We start from the raw sequence: 15931 nt of genomic DNA, 5'->3' as shown, positions 1-15931 counted from the left end.
GTCAGCGGTGTTCGGGGTTGGGGGAGTCGAAGCGGCACCCTGCATCCCAGAGTGAGCGCTGGTTACCGTGGGCCGGGATGCCGCCCGCGTCCTTGAGCAGGCGCGCCAGGTGCATCAGGTTCCACGTCATGAAGGTGGTGTTGCGGTTGGTGAAGTCGTTGGTGGGGCCGCCCGAGCCGGGATCGAGGTAGGAAGGTCCGGGTCCCGCCTCGCCGATCCAGCCGGCGTCCGCCTGGGGCGGGATCGTATAGCCGAGATGCTGCAGGCTGTAGAGCACGTTCATGGCGCAGTGCTTGACGCCGTCCTCGTTCCCGGTGATGAGACACCCGCCGACGCGCCCGTAGTAGGCGTACTGCCCGGCGTCGTTGAGCAGGCTCGAGCACGCGTAGAGCCGCTCGATGACCCGCTTGGTGACGGAGCTGTTGTCACCCAGCCAGATGGGCCCCGCCAGGACCAGGATGTCGGCGGCCAGCACCCGCTCGTAGATCGCCGGCCACTCGTCGGTGGCCCAGCCGTGCTCCGTCATGTCGGGCCACACGCCGGTGGCGATGTCGTGGTCGACCGCGCGCAGCTGCTCCACCTGCACGCCCTGCTCCCGCATGAGGTGGACGCTGCGGTCGATCAGCCCCTGAGTGTGGCTGCGCTCCGGGCTCTTCTTGAGCGTGCAGTTGATGATCAGCGCACGCAGGTCGTCGTAGGTCATGGCACGATCCAACAATCCCGAGAGCGACAAAGCCATTACATGAGGCTTACCGCTTCCGGCCAACGGCGCAGAGGAGGAGGGAGGACTCGGGGGTGGGGCCGAAGTCGACCGTGGTGGTGTCGTCGGGGTGCCACTGCGGGAGCCACACCAGGCCGGGATCCACCAGGTCGAAGCCGGAGAAGAGCTGGGCGATCCGGCGGCGGCTGCGCAGGGTGAGGGGAGAGGTGGCCGTCCGATACACCTCGACGCCCTTGCGGACCACCTCCGGCCGGGCGTCGCTGGTGCCGTGGGACATGACGAGGTAGCTGCCCGGCGCCATCGCCTTGCGCAGGGTGGCCAGGATCCTGTCCGGACCCTCGGTTTCCGCGACGAAGTGCATGATGGCCGCCAGCAGGACCCCCACGGGACGGGTGAAGTCGATGGCCTGCCGTACGTCCGGATTGTGGAGGATCTCGTGGGGTCTGCGCAGGTCGCCGGGGACGATCGTGGTGTGGCCGTGGCCCGACAGCAGCGCGCGGGCGTGGACGAGCACCACGGGGTCACGGTCGACGTAGACCACGCGGGAGCCGGGCGGGGCGATCTCGTGCACGTTCTGGCGGGTGGGGAGCCCGGTCCCGATGTCCAGGAACTGCGTGATGCCGGCCTGGCCGAGGAATCGTATGGCTCGTCCGAGGAAGGCGCGGTTCGCCCGGGCCGCGGCACGGACCTCGGGCGCCACGCGCAGCAGCCGGTCTGCGGCCTCCCGATCGGCGGGGAAGTGGTCCTTGCCGCCTAGGTAGTAGTCGTAGAGCCGCGCGACGTTGGGCGTGTTCGGATCGAAACCCCGTGTTTCCAATCGATCCCCCGATCTGATCTTTAGCCCGGAATCATATGGTCAAGCGGGATACTGGATCCATGGACGACCTCGGCAATCCGGTACCTCTACCCACCCACGTCGAGCGAATCGTCTCCCTCGTCCCCTCCCTCACCGAGTCCGTGGCCGCCACCCTCCCCGAGGCCCTCGTCGGCGCCACGGACTGGTGCACCCACCCGGCCGACCTGTCCGTCACCCGCGTCCGCGGCACCAAGAACCCGGACCTGGACGCCATCAAGGACCTCAAACCGGATGTCGTGCTCGCCAACGAGGAGGAGAACCGCGTCCCCGACCTCGACGCGCTCCGCGAGGCCGGGATACCGGTGTGGGTCACGCGCATCCGGACCGTGGACGAGGCCTTCACCTCGCTGGACCGCATGCTCCGCATCGCCTGCCGGGCGCCCCGACCGGCGTGGCTCGACGAGGCCCAGGCCGCCTGGCGCGAGCCGTGGCACGGTCCGCGGCGCACGGCGATCATCCCCATCTGGCGGCGCCCCTGGATGGTGGTCGGCCGCGACACGTTCACCGGCGATGTGCTGCGACGCCTCGGTGTGGACAACCTCCACGAAGGCCACGCCGAGCGCTACCCCAAGATCCCGCTGCCCGACCTCGTGGCGAGCGCGCCCGACCTGGTCGTCCTGCCGGACGAGCCGTACCGCTTCACCCCGGACGACGGCCCCGAGGCCTTCCCCGGCCTCCCGTGCGCACTGGTCAGCGGCCGCCTCCTCACCTGGTACGGCCCGTCCCTCACCACCGCCCACCCCACCCTCACCCGCGCCCTCCAGACCTAACTCCTCTCTCCCGTAAGGCCCTCTCCCGTAAGGCGGCGAAGCGAAGCCCGCTTGCAGGTGTCGGAGCGCCTGCTGCAACGGGACGCTGGAAACCTCGTTCAGGAAGGCGAATTCCTCGGTCTTCTTCCATTGGGTGAGCGTCGCCGAAGATTCCACATAGGACACCTTCCGGCCTTCCAGCGTGTAGATGAAAATGTCCCGAAATGTACGGCAGGCCGCGACCGGATCGATGCCCAGCGCGACCAGGTGGGCGCCGTAAGGCGTTTGACGTGCGCGTTCACCTGTGGCCCTTGCTCAGGGTGCAGATTGTTCGCGTAGTAGGCGATCGAGGAAAGCGTGAGTCCGGTCTCCGTGAAGATTCGCCCGACGCGGCGGCATTCGGCGTCGTCGAACCGATCTATCCTGATGTGATTTCGGTCATCCGTAGAGGGCCACCCGGTCACTTCGAGCGCTTCGAATTCCGGCAAATCGTGGACTTGAGCGTGTTGTGCGGGCGTCTCCGCGGGCGCCGCGCCCGACGTAACGGACCCGCCGCGCCCCGCCGAGGTTCTCCAGCTCGTCTTCGGATTTCAGGAGGAATGATGAGGCTCGCCGTACAGGAACAGCTGCTGCCCGGCAGGACGCTGCAGGAGAAGTTCGTCTTCGCCGTCGACGCCGGGTTCGACGCGATCGAGCTGCGCGGGAAGGGCGACTTCCAGTTCGCCAACCGGCTGACCGAGCTGAAACGGGCGCTGGCCGACGGCGTGGTGATGCCGACCGTCTGCGTGGACATGCCGCACTTCATCGGCGACTTCGACCCGGCCAGGCGCACGGACGCGATCCAGCAGCTCAGATCGCAGCTGACGGTGATCGGCGAGCTGGGCGGGATCGGCGTGATGACGCCCGCCTCCTGGGGGCAGTTCTCGCGCCGCCTGCCGCCGTTCGAACCGCCGCGCGCGCCGCGGGAGGACCGCGAGGTGCTCGCCGAAGCCCTGGTGACGCTGGGGGAGCACGCCCAGCGCTGCGGCGTGCTGATCATGCTGGAGCCGCTCAACCGCTACGAGGACCACATGGTCAACACGCTGGCCGAGGCCGTCTCGTACTGCTCGATGGACTCGATCAGGGTCGTCGGCGACACCTACCACATGAGCCTCGAGGAGGACGATCCCTGCCGCTCGCTGGCGGAGGCCGCACCGTACCTGGCGCACATGCAGGTCAGCGAGTCCAACCGGAACCAGCCGGGCACCGGTCACCTCGACTGGGCGGCGCAGCTGGCCACGCTGGACGCCATCGGCTACGACGGCTACCTGGCACTGGAGTGCCGCCTGCGCGGCGAACCCGAGATTGTCCTGCCCCAGACCGCGACCTTCATCAGGAAATTCCTATGATCGGGCACCTCGGACAGCGTGCTGTCCGAGTCCTCGTCGCCAACTGGGACCGCAGCTACACCGTCCCGTCCAGGCGGCTGTACCCCCACCAGTGGAGCTGGGACTCGGCGTTCGTGGCGATCGGCAGCGCCCGCTGGTCGCCGCGCCGGGCCAGGTCGGAGCTGCTGAGCCTGTTCGGCTCGCAGTGGCGTGACGGCCGGGTGCCGCACATCGCTTTCAACCCCGAGATTCAGGACGGCTCCTACTTCCCCGGGCCCGAGTTCTGGGACGTGCGCGCCCCGTCCGGCTCGGCCACCTCGGGCATCGTGCAGCCGCCGGTGCACGCGCTGGCCGCCTGGCGGGTCCACCTGGCCGACCCCGACTCCGGGTTCCTGCGCCGGATCTATCCTCGCCTGGTCGCCCAGCAGCACTTCCTGCGTACGGCACGCGGATCCGAGCAGGGCCTGATCCACATCGTCCACCCCTGGGAGTCGGGCATGGACAACAGCCCGGCCTGGGACACCCCGCTCGCCTCCGTCGAGCCGGGACCCGCCGGGGCCTCCCGTCGCGACCTGGGCCATGTCAGCGCCGACGAGCGCCCGACCGACCAGGACTACGCGCGCTACATCGCGCTCGCCCGCGCCTACCGCGACACCGGCTACCGCAGGGCGGGCGCGTTCTGCGTGGAGGACCCGCTGTTCAACGCGGCCTACGGGGTGGCGGAGGTGACGCTGGCCAAGATCGCCAAGGCGTGCGGGCTCGACCCCGAGCCGCACCACCAGGCGGCCGCCGCGATCACCGCGGCGATGGTCGAGCACCTCTACGACGACGGCCTCTTCCACGCCCGTGACGCCCGCAGCGGGATCCTGCTCCGCTCGCACAGCGCGGCGGGGCTGGTGCCGCTGATGCTGCCCGACCTGCCGCGCGACCTGGCCAACGCGCTGATCGGCAGCGCGCTCGACCGCTTCGGGATCAAACAGGGGACACTGCCCAGCTACGCGCCCGGCGCCCCCGAGTTCGACCCGGCGCGTTACTGGCGCGGGCCGAGCTGGATCAATCTGACCTGGCTGGTCTGGCAGGGCCTGCGGCACCGCCGTCCCGACCTGGCCGACGTCCTGGCGGACGGCATGATCGCGGCGGTGTCGCGGTCGGGCTTCCGCGAGTACTTCGACCCGTTCACGCTGCACGGGCACGGGTGCGCCGACTTCAGCTGGTCAGCCGCCCTCGTCCTCGACGTGATCGCGGAGCACGGCCTGAACGGTGTGCCGGCGGCCGGCGGCCAGATCCGCCAGGAGACCGGGGGCATCGGCGAACCCGGCGAGATCGGTGATCACGTGCTCGCGTAGGGCGTGGCTAGGAGAAGCCCCGTGGCAGCACCGTGACCGGGCAGGCGGACGCGCGCAGCACCTTCATCGCCAGCTCGCCCAGGAACACCCGGTGCGGCTGCGCGTCCTCGCTGGCCGCGCACACCAGCAGTTCGCCGGGCAGCCACTCGATGCCCTCGATCGCCGCCGCCACGTCGTGCCCCTCGGCGATCTCCGACTCGGCCTCGATCCCGGTGGTCTCCCAGGCCAGCCGTACGGCCAGCGCCAGGTCGTCGCCCAGCCGGCCGGGGTCCTCCGTGCGCAGGTCCAGCGTGATCAGCCGCAGCGGCACGCCCAGCCGCAGCGCGGCCTGCGCCACCCGCTCCACCGCCTCGTCGCACTGCGGCCGGTGCACGTAGGCCAGCGTGAGCCGGGAGGTCGCCTCGGCCGGAACGTGGTCGCGCGGCGCCAGCATGACGGCCTCCGACGACAGGTGCAGCAGGTGGTCGGAGGTGCTGCCGATGGAGATCCGCCCGTGCTGCCCGCTCTGCGCGGAGCCCACCACGATCAGGTCCGCCCTGATCCTGCTGGCCAGCACCGACAGGCCGCGGCCCACGCCCCGGCTCTCGAAGGCCATGTACTCGGCCGGGACGTCGCCCAGCTCCATCGCCGCGTGCGCCAGGTTGGCCTGCGCCTCGACCGCCAGTCCCGGGCTGCCCGGCGGGTAGATCGTGGCCACGGTCAGCTCGCCGCCGGTGATCCGCGTGATCGCGGAACCAAGTGCCAGAGCGTCCCGACCACCCTCGTCGTCGGTGTATCCGACGACCACGTGCTCACCGATCACGCTGCCTCCCTACCCGCTGTGAACTGGGAATACGCGGCGATTTTCGTGCGTTCTGATCTTTTGGAGGCGCTAGAGAGTGAAGATCACGCTTGACACCGAGTTCAATGGTTCCCTCGGCCGGATCACCCTGGCAGAAGCCGTAAAGCATCTCAAGACCCGCGACCTCGCCTGTACCGTCCCACCGGAGACGGTCGAGCAGAAGGTCAGCGTCTTCTCCGACTGCGTGGAGCGTGGGTTCACGCCGCTCCGCAGCGAGATCATGGCCGCGTACTACGTCGCCGCGCGGGACTCCACCACCGAGGCCTTCGACCGCGGCCTCATCACCGAGGGCGAGTGGCGGCAGCGCCGGCTCGACCTGGACCGACTGGTCCTCGGATCGTCCTGATAGCTCTTAAGGTCGTGTCCATCGCCTGTTAACCGATTGGACACGTGTGTACCGCGACATCGTCGACTTCTCCCTGACCACCCCCGCCTGGCTGCGCTCGCTGGCCGAGATCGGCACCGACGCGGGGCTGTTCGTCTTCGCCGCGCTGTTCGCGCTGACCTGGTGGCGGCTGCGCCGGGCGCCCGCCCGCGACCTGGCGATCGCCGTCGCCGGGCCGGTCGGCGTCGTCTTCGCCTACGCGGTCAGCGAGGTCGTCAAGACGTTCGTCAGGGAGGGCCGGCCGTGCCGCGGCATCACCACGATCGCGGCCTGCCCGCCCGCCGGCGACTGGTCGTTCCCGAGTAACCACTCGGTGATCGCCGCCGGCGCCGCGGGTGCCCTCGTCCTGGCCTGGCGCGCGCTCGCCTGGGTGGCGGTGCCGCTGGCGGTGCTGATGGCGTTCTCACGGGTGTTCGTCGGAGTGCACTACCCGCACGACGTGGCAGGCGGCTTCCTGCTGGGGCTCGTGCTCGCGCCGCTGTTCACGCTGCTCGCGGTGGGTGCCGTCACTCCTGTGGTACGGCTCGCGCGTAGCCGTCCGTAGCCGCGACGAGCCGGTCCACGATCCCCGGCTCCGTGGACGCGTGCCCGGCGTCGTGCACCACCTGGAAGTCCGCCTCCGGCCAGGCCCTGTGCAGGTCCCAGGCGGTGGTCATCGGGGTGCACGCGTCGTAGCGGCCCTGCACGATCACCGCGGGGATGTGCCTGATCCTGTCGACGTTCCTGATGAGCTGGTCGGGCTCGAACCAGCCGAGGTGCGCGAAGAAGTGGTTCTCGATCCGGGAGAAGGCCAGCGCCATCTTGTCCTCGCCGAACTCGGCCACCAGCTCGGGGTCGGGCAGCAGCGTGATCGCGCCGCCCTCCCACTGTGCCCACGCCTTGGCCGCCGCCAGCCTGGCCTCCTGGTCCTCGCCCTCCAGCCGCCTGCGGTAGGCCGCCATCAGGTCGTCCCGCTCATCGGCGGGGATGGGGGCGAGATACCCCTCCCACAGGTCGGGGAACAGGAAGTTGGCGCCCTCCTGGTAGAACCAGTGCAGCTCGTGCGGGCGCAGCGTGAAGATGCCGCGCAGCACCAGCTCCGTCGTGCGCTCCGGATGCGTCTGCGCGTAGGCCAGCGCGAGCGCGCTGCCCCACGAGCCGCCGAACACCTGCCACCGATCGATCCCCAGGTGCTCGCGCAGCTTCTCCATGTCCGCCACCAGGTTCCAGGTGGTGTTGGCCGCCAGCGAGGTCGCCGGGTCGCTCGCGTGCGGCAGGCTGCGGCCGCAGTTGCGCTGGTCGAACAGGACGATCCGGTACAGCTCCGGGTTCCACTGGCTACGGTGCTTGGTCGAGCAACCGCCGCCGGGGCCGCCGTGGAGCATGACCGCCGGCTTCCCCTCGGGGTTCCCGCACACCTCCCAGTAGATCTGGTTGCCGTCGCCCACGTCGAGCAGGCCGGAGTCGTACGGTTCGATGGGCGGGTACAGGGTTCGCATATCGGCGATCCTAGAGTGGGGCCATGGAGCTCGTGACGATCGATGACATCCAGGCCGCAGCCTCCAGAATCGAACCCGTCGTCGTACGGACACCGGTGGTGCCCATGGGCGAGGCGTGGATCAAGCCGGAGAGCCTGCAGCGCGTCGGATCCTTCAAGATCCGCGGCGCGTACAACGCCGTCGCCCTGCTGAAACCCGCCGGGGTGGTCACCCACTCCTCCGGTAACCACGGTCAGGCCCTCGCCTACGCAGCCTCGCGCTTCGAGATCCCGTGCACCGTGGTGGTTCCCGAGGGGACTCCGCAGGTCAAGATGGACCGGATCACCGGCTTCGGCGCCTCGCTCGTCGTCGTGCCGCCGCCTGAGCGGATCTCCGCCGCCACCCGGCTCGCCGCGGAACGCGAGCTCACCATGATCCCGCCCTACGACCATCTGGCGGTCATCGCCGGGCAGGGGACGATCGGGCTGGAGATCCTCGCCGACCTGCCGTCCGCCGAGGTCGTCCTCGTGCCGGTCAGCGGGGGCGGGCTCGCCTCCGGCATCGCCTCGGCCATCAAGGCCCTCGACCCCTCGGTCCAGGTGATCGGCGTGGAGCCCGAGCTGGCGGCCGACGCCCAGGAGAGCCTGCGCGCCGGGCATCCCGTGTCCTGGGACACCTCGCGCACCTTCCGCACGATCGCCGACGGCCTGCGGGCCGACCTCTCCGAGCTCACCTTCGCCCACCTGCGGGACCGCCTGGACGCCATCGTCACGGTCACGGAGGACCAGATCCGCGACGCCATGGCCTACATCGCCCGCACCACCCGCCTCATCGCCGAGCCCAGCGGCGCCGTCACCACCGCCGCACTCCTGGCCGGCCTCACCCCACCCGGCCGCACGGTCGCCCTCCTGTCAGGCGGCAACGCCGACCCCACCCTCCTCCGCTCAATCCTCTAACCCTCACACGGCAGTCCCCCGAGACCGCTGAGCGCGCCCGCTACCGGGGTAGCGGGACGTACTTGTCGTGGCCACGCAGGTGTACCCCAAGATCGCTGGGCGCGCTTGTGCGGCCACTCGGGCTACCCTCGGGCGCCGGGGCGGCGGGAAGGTGTACGGCGGAGCTCGGCGCCCTTGTACGGCGGGTCACCGGGACCGTGGTGCCCGGAAATGAAGCGTCGTAGCGGCGGTCAGCCACGCATCACCGGAGGAGCGTCTCCCTGGACAGGGCCCGGCCGAAGTGCGGTGACTGGCGGTGGCGGTGGCCCGCCGTACAGAAGGAAGAGCCCGCCGAGCCGAAGTGCGGTGGCCCGCCGTACAGAAGGGAGAGCGCGCCCAGCCGAAGTGCGGTGGCTCGCCGTACAGAAGAGATCATGTCCAGACATTGCGGGACAGGAAATCGCGTGCGCCGGTGGCGTACTCGTGGAAGGCGCGCTGCACTTCGGCGAGGTCGTCGACCATCGTGCTGCGCAGGGTGCCCTCCTTGTACTCGAGCTCGTACCCCGGCGCCACCTGGATGAAGTGGTGCCCGAAGACGACGAGCGCGACGAAGGGGTTCTGCGGCGAGAGCGTGGCGAGCGTGTCGCGGACCAGCCCCAGGTCCGGGTCCGTGACGATCATGCCGTCGCCGGTGTGGAGCTGCATGCCCTCGTAGACCCCCAGCGGGGCGAGGTTGTGGACGAGGTCGCGCTGCGGGTCGTAGCAGGCCAGGCCGTGGGCGCGGGCGATGGCGAAGACCTGGGTGGACATCTCGTCCATGGAGTCCATGTCCATCGTCACCAGCACGTGGTCCTGAAATATCGTGACCTGTCCGGGTAGCTCCTTGGCGTACGCGGGCACGGGCCCCTCGGCGGGCCGGGTCTTCTTGGTCGCCAGATAGGCGGCCCGGGCCCGATCGCGGGGGATCGGCTCCGGTTCCCGCCAGACCATCAACTCAGCGCTCACCCGTCCATTCTGGTGGAAGCGCCGCCGAACTTCGCGGACCGCCCGCCCCGGGACCCGGGAACACCTGCCCCTACCGGGCTCTCCCCGCGAGTCGGGAGGCTACTCGTCGAAGCGGCCACGCCTGACGTCGTCGAGGAAGCTCACCCATTCTTCCCTGCTGAACGACACAGGTGGAGGAGGCATCTGGAGGGGGTTCTGGGGGAACCGTTGGTGGGGTGAGGGATGAGGGGGGTTCGGTGGAACTTGATGATCTTGCCTTTGCGGAGGGCAGCGCGGAACATGGGGGGGACCGCAAGGGAGCCTCGATGATCGAGATCTGGCCGGGAGACCCCTACCCGCTCGGGGCCACCTATGACGGGGCGGGCACCAACTTCGCCCTGTACACGGAGCTGGCCGAGGGGGTCGAGCTGTGCCTGTTCGACGAGGAGGGCGCCGAGTCCAGGGTGCCGCTCAGCGAGGTCGACGGTTTCATCTGGCACGGCTACCTGCCAGGCGTCGGCCCGGGGCAGCGTTACGGCTTCCGGGTGAACGGTCCCTACGATCCGGGCCGCGGGCTGCGGTGCAACCCGGCCAAGCTGCTGCTCGACCCGTACGCCAAGGCCATCGAGGGCAAGATCACCTGGAACGAGGCGGTCTACGGCTACCGGTTCGGCCAGCCCGACAGCCGCAACGACCTGGACTCGGCGCCCTACGTCCCGAGGTCGGTGGTGACGAACCCGTTCTTCGGGTGGGGCCACGATCGCCCTCCGGCCACGCCGTACCACGACACCGTGATCTACGAGGCGCACGTGCGGGGGCTGACGATCGCCCACCCCAAGATCCCCGAGCAGATCAGGGGCACGTACGCGGCGCTCGGCCACCCGGAGATCCTCGACCACCTGACCAGGCTGGGCGTGACGGCGCTTGAGCTGATGCCGGTGCACCAGTTCGTCACCGACGACATCCTGGAGCAGCGCGGGCTCGCCAACTACTGGGGCTACAACTCGATCGGCTACTTCGCCCCGCACAACCTGTACTCCAGCCAGGGCCAGCGCGGCAGCCAGGTGCTGGAGTTCAAGGCGATGGTCAGGGCGCTGCACGAGGCGGGCATCGAGGTGATCCTGGACGTCGTCTACAACCACACGGCGGAGGGCAACCACCTGGGGCCCACGCTCGGCTTCCGCGGCATCGACAACCCGAACTACTACCGGCTGGTCGACAACGATGCCCGCTACTACCTCGACACGACGGGCACCGGCAACAGCCTGAACATGCGCTCACCGCACTCCCTGCAGTTGATCATGGACTCGCTGCGGTACTGGGTGACGGACATGCATGTTGACGGGTTCCGCTTCGACCTGGCCTCGACGCTGGCCAGGGAGCTGCACGAGGTGGACCGGCTGAGCTCCTTCTTCGACCTGGTCCAGCAGGATCCGGTGCTGTCGCAGGTCAAGCTCATCGCCGAGCCGTGGGACGTGGGGCCAGGCGGATACCAGGTGGGCAACTTCCCCTCCAGATGGACGGAGTGGAACGGTCGCTACCGCGACACGATCCGCGACCTGTGGCGCGGCCAGCCCGCCACGCTGCCGGAGTTCGGCTCCAGGTTCACCGGCTCCAGCGACCTCTACCAGGACGACAGCCGCCGCCCGGCCGCCTCGATCAACTTCGTCACCTGCCACGACGGTTTCACCCTGCAGGACCTGGTCTCCTACAACGGCAAGCACAACGAGGCCAACAAGGAGGACAACCGCGACGGCACCGACGACAACCGCTCATGGAACTGCGGCGCCGAGGGCGAGGACGCGGGCCCGTCCGTGATCGCGCTACGCGAGCAGCAGAAGCGCAACTTCCTGACCACGCTGTTCCTGTCGCAGGGCGTGCCGATGCTGTCCCACGGCGACGAACTGGGGCGTACGCAGAAGGGCAACAACAACGCCTACTGCCAGGACAACGAGCTGAGCTGGGTCGACTGGTCGGACGTGCGGGAGAACTGGCTGCTGCTGGAGTTCACCCAGCGCCTGGCCGAGCTGCGCAAGAAGCACCCGGTCTTCCGCCGCAGGCGCTTCTTCTACGGCAAGCCCGCTCGCGGGCTCAGCGACATCGCCTGGCTCAAACCGGAGGGCTCCACGATGACCGACGCCGACTGGAACGCCGGATTCGCCAAGTCCCTGGCCGTCTTCCTGAACGGCGAGGCCATCACCGAACCCGACCGGCGCGGCCGCAGGATCGTGGACGACTCCTTCCTGCTGCTGTTCAACGCCCACTACGACACGATCAGGTTCACGATCCCCAAGGACTACGGCGAGATGTGGCAGACCGAGATCGACACCGCCATGCCGATCATCGTGGAGGCCCGTACCTGCCGGGCCGGCGAGGGCGTCCCGGTGCCGGGCCGCAGCGTGCGGGTGCTGCGCCGTGTCTGACCCGATCTCGACCTACCGAGTCCAGCTGACCCCCGCCTTCGGCTTCGACCGGCTCGCCGAGATCGCCCCCTACCTGCGCGATCTCGGCGTCAGCCACGTCTACCTGTCGCCGATCCTGCAGTCGACGCCCGGCTCGCTGCACGGCTACGACGTGACGGACCAGACCAGGATCCGAGAGGAGTTCGGCGGCGCGAAGGGCCTGCGCCGGCTGGCCGAGACCCTGGCGGCGCACGATCTCGGCATCGTCCTGGACATCGTGCCCAACCACATGAATACCGACAACCCGCGCTTCCTCGAGGTGCTGCGGGATGGCCCGGCCTCGCCGTACGCGAAGTGGTTCGACCTGGACTGGCAGGACGGGAAGATCGCGGTCCCCGGCATGCGCCCGCCGGGTGAGCACGCGAACCTGGTCGACTTCCGTGAGGGGCCGGGCTACCGGCGCTTCTTCGACGTGTCGTCGCTGATCGGGCTGCGGGTCGAGGACCCCGAGGTGCTCGCGGCCACGCACGAGGTGATCTTCTGGCTGCTCGACGAGGGCCTGGTCGACGGCCTGCGCGTGGACCACCCCGACGGGCTGGCCGACCCGCGCGGCTACCTGCGCACGCTGCGGGCCAGGTCGGGCGGCGTGTGGACGATCGTGGAGAAGATCCTCATCGGTGACGAGCGCCTCCAGGACGACTGGCCGTGTGAGGGCAGCACCGGCTACGAGGTGCTCAACCGGGTCAACGGCCTGTTCGTCGATCCGGCGGGCAGGGCGCCGCTGATCGACCTGTTCACCCGCCTGACCGGACAGCCCGCCGGCTACGCCGAGGTCGAGGAGCGCGCCAAGCGCGAGGTCATCGACCTGTTCTTCACCGCCGAGGTCGACCGCCTGGCCAGGGCCACCGGCTGCGCCACCGAGCCGATCAGGGAACTGCTCACCGCGATGCCCGTCTACCGCGCCTACGTCAACCCGGGCGAGCCCCCGCCGCCCGCCTCCGTCGAGATCGTCGAGAAGGCCGCCGCCCGCTGCTCTCCCGCCGTCGCCCCGCTCGTCCAACAGGTCCTGTACGGCCCGGCAGAGGCGATCACCCGCTTCCAGCAGACCACTGGACCCGTCATGGCCAAGGGCGTGGAGGACACCGCGCTGTACCGCTGGTACCCGCTGGCCTGCCTGAACGAGGTGGGCGGCGAGCCCGACTCCTTCGGCGTGACCGTGGGGGAGTTCCACGACTTCTGCGGCGGGATGCGGCCGGCGACGATGACCACGCTGTCCACGCACGACACCAAGCGCTCGGAGGACGTGCGGGCCCGCCTGTCGGTGCTGTCGGAACTGCCCTCGCCGTGGGCGGCCGCGGTGACCGAGTGGTCGCGGGCCGTCGGCTTCGACCCGCTGCTCGACTACCTCGGCTGGCAGAACCTGATGGCGGCCTGGCCGATCTCGCTCGAACGCCTCACCGCCTACCTGCTCAAGGCCGCCCGCGAGGCCAAGACCCACATCTCCTGGGTCAACCAGGACCCCGCCTACGAGGAGGGCATCCGCGAGTTCGCCCGGCGGGCCCTCGAGCTGCCCGTGGGGGAGTTCACGGCCAGGATCGACCCCTTCGCCCAGGTCAACTCGCTGGGCGCCAAGCTGGTGCAGCTGATGATGCCCGGCGTGCCCGACGTCTACCAGGGCAACGAGGTGACCGACTTCTCCCTGGTCGACCCGGACAACCGGCGGCCCGTCGGTTATCCGCCCGTGCCCGTCACCGGGTGGGACGCGGCCAAGCTGCGCGTCACCAGGCAGGCGCTGCACCTGCGGCGCCGGTTGGACGCGGCCACGCCGTACCAGCCGCTGTACGCCGAGGGGGAGGCGGCCGAGCACGCGATCGTCTTCGCCCGCCCGGGGCGGCGCGTGCGCGCGGTGGCCGTGGCGACCCGGCTGCCCGTGGGCCTGGCCAGGCGCGCCGACCCGGAGGCCGAGTGGCCCGACCCGGCGCGCATGCGGCACGGCTGGGGCGCCACCACCTTGACGTTGCCTCGTGGCGCGTGGCGGGATCTGCTCACCGGAGGGCTCTACACCGGGCGGATCCCGCTCGCGCACCTGCTCGGTCAGCATCCCGTCGCACTCATGGAGAGTCATGATCTTTGAGGTCTGGGCGCCGAGAGCCACCGTCGTCGAGGTCGAGGTCCAGGGGACGCGTCACCCCATGCGTCCGGGACAGCAGGGCTGGTGGTCGGCCGACGTGCCGGCGGCCGGGCACGGCGACCGGTACGGGTTCGTGCTCGACGGCGACGGCCCCTACCCCGACCCCCGCTCCCGGCGGCAGCCCGAGGGCGTCTTCGGCCCGAGCGCCGTCTACGACCACGCCCGCTTCACCTGGTCCGACCATGAATGGACAGGGCGCGACCTGCGCGGCTCGGTGATCTACGAGCTGCACGTGGGGACCTTCACCACGGAGGGCACCTTCGAGGCGGCCGTCGAGAAGCTGGACCACCTCGTCGAGCTGGGCGTCGACCTGGTCGAGCTGATGCCGGTCGCGCCCGTCCCCGGCGGGCGCAACTGGGGCTACGACGGCGTCGACCTCTACGCCGTCAACGAGACGTACGGCGGGCCCGACGGGCTGAAGTCGTTCGTGGACGCCTGCCATCGGGCCGGGATCGGGGTGATCCTGGACGTCGTCTACAACCACCTGGGGCCGTCGGGCAACTTCCTGCACCCGTTCGGGCCCTACTTCGGCGGGTTCGCGGGCAGCTACTGGGGCGAGGCGGTCAACCTCGACGGTCCGGGTTCCGACCAGGTCAGGCGCTACTTCATCGACAACGCGCTGCAGTGGCTGCGCGACTACCACGCCGACGGGCTGCGCCTGGACGCGGTGCACGCCCTGCACGACAGCCGCGCCAGGCACCTGCTGGCCGAGCTGTCGGCGGAGGTGGACGCGCTGGCCTGCTCGGTGGGGCGGCCGCTGTCACTGATCGCGGAGTCGGACCTGAACGATCCCCGCATGGTCCGCTCGCTGGAGGCCGGCGGGATGGGCATGACCGCCCAGTGGGACGACGACGTGCACCACGCCCTGCACGCGGCCGTCTCGGGGGAGAGCCACGGGTACTACGCCGACTTCGCCGACATCTCGGCGCTGGCCAAGGTGCTCACCGGCGGCGTTTTCCACGACGGGACCCATTCCAGCTTCCGCGGGCGTGCGCACGGCCTGCCGTACACCGGGATCGCCGGCTACCGGCTGGTGTGCTGCCTGCAGAACCACGACCAGATCGGCAACCGGCCGCGCGGCGACCGGCTGCCGGTGACCGCGCTCAAGCTCGGCGCCGGGCTCCTGCTGACCTCGCCCTTCACCCCCATGCTGTTCATGGGCGAGGAGTGGGGGGCGCGCACGCCGTTCCTGTTCTTCTCCGACCACGTCGAGCCGGGGCTGCGCGCGGGCGAGGCGGCCCGCAGGCAGCGCGAGTTCGAGGGGTTCGGCCACGACTGGGACGCGCCCGATCCGTCGGAGGAGGAGACGTTCCTGCGTTCCAAGCTCGACTGGAGCGAGCTGAAGGACGAGGAGCACTGGTCGCTGCTGTGCTGGTACCGCGATCTCGTCGCGCTGCGCAAGGCGCTGCCCGAGCTTTCTGACCCTCGCCTTGACAGGATTCGGGTCGAGGCGGACCCCCTCGGAAAATGGCTGGTCATGTGGCGAAGCTCACTTTGCGTAACCGTAAATTTTTGTCCAGATTCTGTGACATTGCCACTACCTGACGGTGTTGTCCTACTCGCCTCGGATGATCCTGTATCCGCAGGTCAGGACGGCCTGCGCGTGCCTGGTCAGACCATGGTGATCTATCGCCCGGTGATCTGACCGTTATAGTCAACGGTTGCCCACCGTTACGTTTGCGCAGATATTCTGCTGC

At 69.7% G+C, this 15931-nt stretch carries 14 protein-coding genes and 1 pseudogene; 9 read left to right on the top strand and 6 right to left on the bottom strand.

The features are described 5' to 3' along the window. Window position 1 precedes the first annotated feature (1 nt). Window positions 2-703, bottom strand: a complete 702-nt coding sequence (locus ACIBHX_RS27150) for a flavodoxin family protein (RefSeq protein ID WP_397070066.1) — start codon at window positions 701-703, stop codon at window positions 2-4. Between the two features lie 46 nt (window positions 704-749). Then, window positions 750-1538 carry an SAM-dependent methyltransferase gene (locus tag ACIBHX_RS27145; protein WP_397070065.1) on the bottom strand — a complete coding sequence of 263 codons (789 nt, stop codon included), beginning with the start codon at window positions 1536-1538 and terminating at the stop codon, window positions 750-752. A gap of 59 nt (window positions 1539-1597) precedes the next feature. Between ACIBHX_RS27145 and ACIBHX_RS27140 the strand changes: the two genes are divergently transcribed. Beyond that, entirely contained in the window at window positions 1598-2347 is a 750-nt protein-coding gene (locus ACIBHX_RS27140; protein WP_397070064.1) for a helical backbone metal receptor, read from the top strand. A gap of 36 nt (window positions 2348-2383) precedes the next feature. Here the strand turns inward: ACIBHX_RS27140 and ACIBHX_RS27135 are convergent. Next, window positions 2384-2524, bottom strand: a pseudogene (locus ACIBHX_RS27135) (RNA-guided endonuclease TnpB family protein); the annotation flags it as partial. Window positions 2525-2928: 404 nt separating this feature from the next. Here ACIBHX_RS27135 and ACIBHX_RS27130 point away from each other — a divergent pair. Together ACIBHX_RS27130 and ACIBHX_RS27125 are read left to right on the top strand one after the other, a co-directional pair. Beyond that, window positions 2929-3714, top strand: a complete 786-nt coding sequence (locus ACIBHX_RS27130) for a sugar phosphate isomerase/epimerase family protein (RefSeq protein ID WP_397070063.1) — start codon at window positions 2929-2931, stop codon at window positions 3712-3714. After that, window positions 3711-5039, top strand: coding sequence for an MGH1-like glycoside hydrolase domain-containing protein (locus ACIBHX_RS27125; protein WP_397070062.1), 1329 nt, complete (start codon window positions 3711-3713; stop codon window positions 5037-5039). The genes ACIBHX_RS27130 and ACIBHX_RS27125 overlap by 4 nt, the downstream gene beginning before the upstream one ends. Window positions 5040-5046: 7 nt before the next feature. Here ACIBHX_RS27125 and ACIBHX_RS27120 read toward each other — a convergent pair whose 3' ends face one another. Then, the gene (locus tag ACIBHX_RS27120; protein ID WP_397070061.1) at window positions 5047-5841 is read right to left on the bottom strand and encodes a universal stress protein; all 795 of its coding nucleotides are present in this window, start codon (window positions 5839-5841) and stop codon (window positions 5047-5049) included. A 76-nt stretch (window positions 5842-5917) separates the two neighbouring features. On the opposite strand from ACIBHX_RS27120, the gene ACIBHX_RS27115 reads away from it, so the two are divergent. Then, on the top strand, window positions 5918-6226 hold the full coding sequence (locus ACIBHX_RS27115; protein WP_397070060.1) for a hypothetical protein: 309 nt from the start codon (window positions 5918-5920) through the stop codon (window positions 6224-6226). A 46-nt stretch (window positions 6227-6272) separates the two neighbouring features. Continuing rightward, complete coding sequence (locus tag ACIBHX_RS27110) at window positions 6273-6809, top strand: phosphatase PAP2 family protein (RefSeq protein WP_397070059.1); 537 nt, start codon at window positions 6273-6275, stop codon at window positions 6807-6809. Here the strand turns inward: ACIBHX_RS27110 and pip are convergent. Further along, the gene (gene pip / locus ACIBHX_RS27105) at window positions 6772-7743 is read right to left on the bottom strand and encodes a prolyl aminopeptidase (RefSeq protein ID WP_397070058.1); all 972 of its coding nucleotides are present in this window, start codon (window positions 7741-7743) and stop codon (window positions 6772-6774) included. The genes ACIBHX_RS27110 and pip overlap by 38 nt on opposite strands. A gap of 23 nt (window positions 7744-7766) precedes the next feature. Between pip and ACIBHX_RS27100 the strand changes: the two genes are divergently transcribed. Beyond that, entirely contained in the window at window positions 7767-8678 is a 912-nt protein-coding gene (locus ACIBHX_RS27100; RefSeq protein WP_397070057.1) for a threonine/serine dehydratase, read from the top strand. A gap of 411 nt (window positions 8679-9089) precedes the next feature. Here the strand turns inward: ACIBHX_RS27100 and ACIBHX_RS27095 are convergent, their stop codons facing one another. Then, entirely contained in the window at window positions 9090-9662 is a 573-nt protein-coding gene (locus ACIBHX_RS27095; protein ID WP_397070056.1) for a hypothetical protein, read from the bottom strand. A 305-nt stretch (window positions 9663-9967) separates the two neighbouring features. On the opposite strand from ACIBHX_RS27095, the gene glgX reads away from it, so the two are divergent. Genes glgX through treZ form a run of 3 tightly spaced genes read left to right on the top strand, consistent with a single transcriptional unit; the run spans window position 9968 to window position 15879 of the window. Beyond that, window positions 9968-12064, top strand: coding sequence for a glycogen debranching protein GlgX (gene glgX, locus ACIBHX_RS27090; protein ID WP_397070055.1), 2097 nt, complete (start codon window positions 9968-9970; stop codon window positions 12062-12064). Then, entirely contained in the window at window positions 12057-14177 is a 2121-nt protein-coding gene (gene treY / locus ACIBHX_RS27085) for a malto-oligosyltrehalose synthase (RefSeq protein WP_397070054.1), read from the top strand. Before glgX ends, treY begins: the two co-directional genes overlap by 8 nt. Then, complete coding sequence (gene treZ / locus ACIBHX_RS27080) at window positions 14167-15879, top strand: malto-oligosyltrehalose trehalohydrolase (RefSeq protein WP_397070053.1); 1713 nt, start codon at window positions 14167-14169, stop codon at window positions 15877-15879. The genes treY and treZ overlap by 11 nt, the downstream gene beginning before the upstream one ends. The last annotated feature ends 52 nt before the right edge of the window (window positions 15880-15931 follow it).

Source organism: Nonomuraea sp. NPDC050536, from assembly GCF_044457685.1.
Lineage (GTDB): Bacteria > Actinomycetota > Actinomycetes > Streptosporangiales > Streptosporangiaceae > Nonomuraea.
Note: the sequence above shows the minus strand (reverse complement) of the source record. Positions and strands in the feature narration are given on the sequence as shown.

Coding starts and splice junctions, on each gene's coding strand:
- ACIBHX_RS27150 (WP_397070066.1), bottom strand. CDS start 703: ATGACCTACGACGACCTGCGTGCGCTGATCATCAACTGCACGCTCAAG.
- ACIBHX_RS27140 (WP_397070064.1), top strand. CDS start 1,598: ATGGACGACCTCGGCAATCCGGTACCTCTACCCACCCACGTCGAGCGA.
- ACIBHX_RS27130 (WP_397070063.1), top strand. CDS start 2,929: ATGAGGCTCGCCGTACAGGAACAGCTGCTGCCCGGCAGGACGCTGCAG.
- ACIBHX_RS27125 (WP_397070062.1), top strand. CDS start 3,711: ATGATCGGGCACCTCGGACAGCGTGCTGTCCGAGTCCTCGTCGCCAAC.
- pip (WP_397070058.1), bottom strand. CDS start 7,743: ATGCGAACCCTGTACCCGCCCATCGAACCGTACGACTCCGGCCTGCTC.
- ACIBHX_RS27100 (WP_397070057.1), top strand. CDS start 7,767: ATGGAGCTCGTGACGATCGATGACATCCAGGCCGCAGCCTCCAGAATC.
- glgX (WP_397070055.1), top strand. CDS start 9,968: ATGATCGAGATCTGGCCGGGAGACCCCTACCCGCTCGGGGCCACCTAT.
- treZ (WP_397070053.1), top strand. CDS start 14,167: ATGATCTTTGAGGTCTGGGCGCCGAGAGCCACCGTCGTCGAGGTCGAG.